8 protein-coding genes are annotated in these 5,725 nt (G+C 70.7%); 3 read left to right on the forward strand and 5 right to left on the reverse strand.

The window, feature by feature from the left end:
* Nucleotides 1–151 precede the first annotated feature (151 nt).
* A complete protein-coding gene (locus ACSW7Y_RS15830; RefSeq protein WP_058725573.1) occupies nt 152–403 on the forward strand; it encodes a DUF6458 family protein in 252 nt (83 codons plus the stop codon).
* A gap of 4 nt (nt 404–407) precedes the next feature.
* On the opposite strand, the gene ACSW7Y_RS15835 is transcribed toward ACSW7Y_RS15830, so the two are convergent.
* Together ACSW7Y_RS15835 and ACSW7Y_RS15840 are read right to left on the reverse strand one after the other, a co-directional pair.
* Nucleotides 408–929, reverse strand: a complete 522-nt coding sequence (locus ACSW7Y_RS15835) for a ribonuclease H family protein (RefSeq protein ID WP_438127200.1) — start codon at nt 927–929, stop codon at nt 408–410.
* A 55-nt stretch (nt 930–984) separates the two neighbouring features.
* Nucleotides 985–1,746 carry a hypothetical protein gene (locus ACSW7Y_RS15840; RefSeq protein WP_438127201.1) on the reverse strand — a complete coding sequence of 254 codons (762 nt, stop codon included), beginning with the start codon at nt 1,744–1,746 and terminating at the stop codon, nt 985–987.
* 157 nt (nt 1,747–1,903) lie between these two features.
* Here ACSW7Y_RS15840 and ACSW7Y_RS15845 point away from each other — a divergent pair, with 157 nt between their 5' ends.
* Entirely contained in the window at nt 1,904–2,242 is a 339-nt protein-coding gene (locus ACSW7Y_RS15845) for a hypothetical protein (protein ID WP_438127202.1), read from the forward strand.
* 7 nt (nt 2,243–2,249) lie between these two features.
* On the opposite strand, the gene ACSW7Y_RS15850 is transcribed toward ACSW7Y_RS15845, so the two are convergent.
* From ACSW7Y_RS15850 to ACSW7Y_RS15860, 3 genes are all read right to left on the reverse strand, one after another.
* A complete protein-coding gene (locus tag ACSW7Y_RS15850; RefSeq protein WP_438127203.1) occupies nt 2,250–2,822 on the reverse strand; it encodes a hypothetical protein in 573 nt (190 codons plus the stop codon).
* Nucleotides 2,823–2,871: 49 nt separating this feature from the next.
* The gene (locus ACSW7Y_RS15855; protein WP_438127204.1) at nt 2,872–3,690 is read right to left on the reverse strand and encodes an aldo/keto reductase; all 819 of its coding nucleotides are present in this window, start codon (nt 3,688–3,690) and stop codon (nt 2,872–2,874) included.
* A 130-nt stretch (nt 3,691–3,820) separates the two neighbouring features.
* Nucleotides 3,821–5,026, reverse strand: a complete 1,206-nt coding sequence (locus tag ACSW7Y_RS15860; protein WP_438127205.1) for an MFS transporter — start codon at nt 5,024–5,026, stop codon at nt 3,821–3,823.
* A 434-nt stretch (nt 5,027–5,460) separates the two neighbouring features.
* Between ACSW7Y_RS15860 and nrdH the strand changes: the two genes are divergently transcribed.
* The gene (gene nrdH, locus ACSW7Y_RS15865) at nt 5,461–5,694 is read left to right on the forward strand and encodes a glutaredoxin-like protein NrdH (RefSeq protein ID WP_058769310.1); all 234 of its coding nucleotides are present in this window, start codon (nt 5,461–5,463) and stop codon (nt 5,692–5,694) included.
* Nucleotides 5,695–5,725 lie beyond the last annotated feature (31 nt).

Raw genomic sequence — 5,725 nt, forward strand, 5'->3', positions numbered from 1 at the left:
GCGTTGCGCCTCGCGCCACGCCGCGCGTCGGCTGCGCTGCGCCCCGGGCGGGCTGGGACGCGGTGCCCCGGGAACGTCCGGCGGAGCGTCCGGGTAGGTTCGGCGGCAGCCCAGCGCCCTCCGGCGACCGGGCCCGTCGAGAGGACCTGCCATGCGCATCGGATCGAGCATCGCCCTGATCGTGATCGGCGCCATCGTGGCGTTCGCCCTGAACATCCAGGTCGCCGGGGTCGACCTCCGCCTGATCGGCTACATCCTGATGGCCGCCGGTGTCGTGCTGCTCATCATCAGCCTCGCGGTGGCGTTCGGCGGCCGACGGACCACGACGACCACCCGGAGCGGGATCGATCCGGCGTCCGGCGAGCAGATCACCCGGCAGGACCGCCGCGACGGCACGTACTGATCGCTCAGAACAGGGTCGCGGGCGGGGTCGCCTCGGGCAGGGGCTCCGGCTCGGTGACCTCGACACCCGGCCAGCCCGGGCCGTGCGGGACCTCGGTGCCGTCCTGGTACGCCGTCGCGGCACCACGGGCACGGACGTCGGCCGCTTCGTTCATCTCGTGCCCGACGTGACCGCGGACCCACTCGAAGGTGACCTTCCGGCCCTGCAGCTCGGCGTCGAGCTCCTTGATGATCTCGACGTTGAGCACGGGCTTGCCGTCGGCCTTCCGCCAGCCCTTCCGCTTCCACCCCGCGAGCCACTCCGTGCACGCCTTGATCGCGTACTGGCTGTCGCACAGGATGTGCAGCGGCTCGCCGGTGTCCTTCGTGGCGCGGAGCAACTGCAGGACGGCGGTGAGCTCGCCCTGGTTGTTCGTCGCCTTCGGCCATCCGCCCGCCGCCCAACGGTCGTCGTCGACGTACCAGGCCCAGCCGGCCGGGCCGGGGTTGCCGAGGGCGGAGCCGTCTGCTGCGGCGACGATCGTCACGATGGGACCTCCAGGTGGTGCGGGTGCTGCACCACCGTAACGGAGGCCGGGGCCGTCAGCGGTTCGCGGGGTCGATGTTGAGCGTGGAATCCTCGAGCAGCCACTCCTCGGCACCGCGGGTCTCGAGGTACGGGTTCAGCCAGCGCAGCTGCGCCGGGGTGAGGCCGAAGCGCTTGCTGACCGTCGAGAGCTCGTCGCCGTGCGCCACGCCGTACGTCGTCGGGGTGCCGTCGGTGTCCCGGACCCAGCCGTAAGCACCGGGTCTGGCCTCGCCGACGGTCACCTCCAGCTGCGGGTAGGGGTTCGGGAGCGTCCAGTCGAGGCTCCCGACCGCGAGCACCGAACCCACCCACGGGCGGTCGTCGGACTCGGAGCCGTCTGCGTTCGGCATGGGCACGAGCACTGCGCTGGACAGGTAGTCCGGCGTCCGTCCCGCGTCGTCGAGCTCGACCGTCGACGGGGGGACGGAGCCGTTCCACTGCGCCTGGCCCCGGACCGACGGGTCGTCTCCCTCGGTGAAGGTGGCCGGACGATGCCGGAACTGCAGGGCGATCGGCTGCGGGTTGGTGGTCCGGTAGTCGGAGAGCTCGGCGTCGAACAGTCCGTCCGCGCGCTGCACGATCCGGACGTGGAGGCTCGTGTCGCCGGACTTCGACACCACATCGGTCTCGGCGGCGACGGCGCCCGGTGCGAGCACCGGCGTGGCGCTCGGTGCCGGTGTCGCCGTACGGGAACCACCGCCGTCGGGTCCGGCAGCAGCAGTCCTCGTCGGGGCCGTGACGGAGTCGTCCCCGCCGAACAGTGAGCAACCGCTCACCAGCAACACCGTGACCGCCGTCGCCCCGAGCACAGCGCCCACCCTGGCCGTTCGTCTCATCTGGTTCCCCCTCGCGACGACCCTAGTGCGGCGGGAAGCGGATGACGACGCTCGTGACCGAACCGTGCCCGGAGGCGACCGGCCTACTGTGCAGCCCATGAGCGACAGCATCCCCCAGGCCCCCGGCCCCGACGAGTCCGACGACCGCGCCCGCAACGACGAGCTGCGCGATGCCGCCCACCACGAGGGCGCGGACGGCCTCGACGACCGCACCCAGCGCGCGGCCGACACGTCCTACAGCCCGTCGAGCGAGCGCGAGACCGTCGCCTCCCAGACGCAGCAGCGCGACGACGAGGACCTCCGCGAGGACGGCATCGACCCGTCCCGGGTCGTCGCGGCACCGGGGACCGGCGGCGCGGACGACGCCGGCGACGTCGAACCGGAACCGGGCGACCTGAACCTGCCGTGGCAGTCCGAGGGGGACCGGCAGGGCTGATCGGGCCCTAACGGGTGGCGAGGTCCAGCGCACGGACGAGTTCCTCGCCGTCGCGGACGTCCCAGAACGCGAATAACTGCGGCCCGAACAGTCCGTCGAGCCCGGTGTTCGCGTACATCCGCGCGACGCCGCCACCCATCATCAGGGATCGGACGTCCGAGCGGTCGCCGTCGTTCCACTCCACCGTGCAGTGGCGTCGCTCGTGGTCCCAGGTCGTCGAGCGATCGGTCCGTCCGACGGGTACCTCACGAGTCGACCGGGAGGTGATGATCAGCGCACGGCGACTCGTCACTGCGTAGACCGTGGTCCGCTTCCGGTACCGCTTCACGAGGAACCGCCCGACGACGAGGTGCAGGCCGAGCAGGACGAACACCCCGCCGAACAGGACGAAGAAGAACGGCGCCCCGTCACCCACCGCTCGTGACTCCCAGAACACGGCGAAGCCGCACCACAAGAGCGAGAAGGGCACCAGGAACGCGTCGCGCGGGGTGAACACCTTCGACGGGTCGCTCCTGCCCGCCCAGTGCAGCTGCTCGTCGGGTCCGAGGCGGTCGCGCGCCGCCTGCTGAGGATCGGTCATGCTGACGAACCTACGGACCGCCCCCGAGTCCTCCTGGTCGCGTGTACCCCTACGACACCGAGTCCGGGTGCGACCCCGTTCGCTGGCCGGACTCGAGCGTCGCGATCGCCGCGAGGTCGTCCTCGGTCAGCTCGAACCCTTCGACGTCGATGTTCGAGCGGATGCGCTCGGGCGTCACCGACTTCGGCAACACCACGACGTCCTGCTGCACGTTCCACCGGACGAGCACCTGCGCGACGCTCACCCCGTGCGCCTCGGCGATCGCCGTGAGCACCGGTTCGCCCACGAGACGCCCTCGACCGAGCGGGGACCACGCCTCGGTCACGATGCCGTGCTCGGCGTGGAACGCCATGAGCTCGTGCTGCGGCAGCCACGGGTGACGCTCGACCTGGTTCACGGCGGGCACCTCGCCCGTCTCGCCGATGATCCGCTCGAGGTGCGGCACCTGGAAGTTCGAGACCCCGACGCTCCGCGCACGCCCGGACGCACGCAGCTCGACGAGCGTCCGCCACGTCTCGACGTACTGGTCGCGTGCCGCTGCCGGCCAGTGGATGAGGTACAGGTCGACCGCCTCGAGCCCCAGCCGGTCGAGGCTCGCATCGAACGCCCGGAGGGTCGCGTCGCGACCCTGGTGGTCGTTCCACACCTTGGTCGTCACGAAGACGTCGTCACGGTCCAGCCTGGAGGCACGGATCGCCTCCCCGACGCCGCGCTCGTTGCCGTACATCTCGGCGGTGTCGACGTGGCGGTACCCGGCGTCGAGCGCGGTGCCGACGGCGACGGCCGCCTCGGCGTCGTCCACCTTGTAGACGCCGAAGCCGACGGCGGGGATGCTCCGAGCGTCGCGGAGGGGGATGGAGGTGACCATGCACCCATCCTGCCGATCGTGGCGGGCGCGTGTCGTGCCTCCCGGCCGTTGCTCACACCACGTGCGCGACGTGACGCGCGTCGATCGACGCGTGCGGTGTCGGAACGCGCGCGTTTCGTAGGGGTCCGGACTACGTGGGGAGGTTGACCGGCTCGGTGTCGGGGATCGGGCTCGCGTCGCGGCCGCGCAGGTCGGGCAGCCACTGCTTCGCCGCCAAAGGGAGCAGCACCCCGACGAGCGCCATGCCGGCGCCGACCATGAGGCCGCCGGTCGGGCCGTGCAGGTCGATGAGGAACCCGGCGACCGCGGAACCACCCGCTGCTCCGATGAGCTGGCCGGTGCCCATCCATCCGTAGGCCTCGGCGGTGTCGGAGAACTTCACCGTCGCCGACACCGAGCCGAACATCACGGCGAGGGCCGGGGCGATGCCCGCACCCGCCACGAGGAGCGCCAGGCAGAGCCACCAGAAGTCCGTACCGCCGACCGCGAGGGCGAGGCCGACGAAGACGATCGCCATGCGGGTCCACAGCGTGTTCGGTGAGATCGGGCGGTGGCCGAACGCGAGGCCGCCGACCAGGGAACCGATCGCGAACACCGCGAGGACGATGCCGGCGTTCGGGCTGCCCTCGCCGAACACGCTCGTCACGCTGGCCTCGACCGCGGCACAGGCGCCGATGAGGAGCAGGCCGGTGAGGGTGGCGACGACGACCGAGGGGCGGCGCAGGACGACGCCGAACGCCCGCTTCGAGCGGGGGATGCGGACCCGGCCGAGCTCGGGGGAGGCGATGAACCAGACACCGCCGATGACGAGGAACGCCATCGCGACGACGATCGCCTCGATCGTGCCGATCTGCGTGGCGACGAACGTGGTGATGACCGGGCCGGCCACCCAGATGAGCTCCTGCGCGCTCGCGTCGAGGGAGAACAGGGGAGTGAGCTGCGCCGAGGTCACCATCTTCGGGTAGATGGTGCGCACCGCCGGCTGGACCGGGGGCACCGCGAGCCCGCCGAGGAACCCCACGACGACGTACCCCCAGAGCGGCATCAGGACGAAGGCCACGACGCCCATGCTCGCGAGCGCGACGATGCTCGTCAGGATCAGCACGGGGCGCATGCCCCAGCTGCCCATCCACCGGCTCGTGAGCGGACCGGCGATCGCCTGGCCGATGCTCGTCGTCGCGAGGACGAGGCCAGCCGCGCCGTACGAGTCGAAGACGTGCTCGACGTGGAGCAGGTACGCGAGCGAGAGCATCCCGAACGGGAAGCGAGCGGTGAGCTGCGCGGCGATGACACGACCGACGCCAGGGGTCTTCAGCAGGGGCCCGTACGTACTCACAAGAGGAGTGTACGGACCGGACGGACGGCCTGTCCCCCGGTCGGGGAGGTGTGCACGGACGGCTCCTGTGCACGGTCCGGTGCCGAACTCCGCGACACGCCGATCGGGTTCTGCCCACAGGCGTGGAGAGATGTGTCCACAAGGTGTGGAGGAGTGTCGGTGGCGAGGGTCAGACTGGCGGAATCACGGGCCTCTCCCGACTGTTCACACTGTGGGGGGCATTGTGGAGAACTACACGGCTGTAACACTTTCTCTTGTGGTCGGTCCCGGTGTCGGCCACTAGATGTAGTATCGAGTCACCGGGTCGAACCCGCCCTCAGCGGGCGCGGAACTCGCTCTCTGCGGGCCCCGGCAGGCTTCAGAAGCACCACTGCAGCACAACCACCAGCACCACTGAACGACCCGCTCGACGGGCCGAGAACACAGGGGAGATCATGGCCGTCACCGTCTACACCAAGCCGTCCTGCGTCCAGTGCACCGCGACGTACCGGGCCCTCGACAACAAGGGCATCCAGTACGAGGTGCACGACGTCTCCACGGACGAGGCAGCCCTCGAGCACGTCAAGAGCCTCGGCTACATGCAGGCCCCGGTCGTCGTGACCGACGACGACCACTGGTCGGGCTTCCGTCCCGACAAGATCGCGACGCTCAGCGCCGAACTCGCGTGACCCCGGTGTGGTGCTCACCTCGGTGAGCACC

Origin of the sequence: Curtobacterium flaccumfaciens (assembly GCF_051548005.1) — a bacterium.
Classification (GTDB): Bacteria; Actinomycetota; Actinomycetes; order Actinomycetales; family Microbacteriaceae; genus Curtobacterium.

Coding starts and splice junctions, on each gene's coding strand:
- ACSW7Y_RS15830 (WP_058725573.1), top strand. CDS start 152: ATGCGCATCGGATCGAGCATCGCCCTGATCGTGATCGGCGCCATCGTG.
- ACSW7Y_RS15855 (WP_438127204.1), bottom strand. CDS start 3,690: ATGGTCACCTCCATCCCCCTCCGCGACGCTCGGAGCATCCCCGCCGTC.
- nrdH (WP_058769310.1), top strand. CDS start 5,461: ATGGCCGTCACCGTCTACACCAAGCCGTCCTGCGTCCAGTGCACCGCG.
- ACSW7Y_RS15850 (WP_438127203.1), bottom strand. CDS start 2,822: ATGACCGATCCTCAGCAGGCGGCGCGCGACCGCCTCGGACCCGACGAG.
- ACSW7Y_RS15845 (WP_438127202.1), top strand. CDS start 1,904: ATGAGCGACAGCATCCCCCAGGCCCCCGGCCCCGACGAGTCCGACGAC.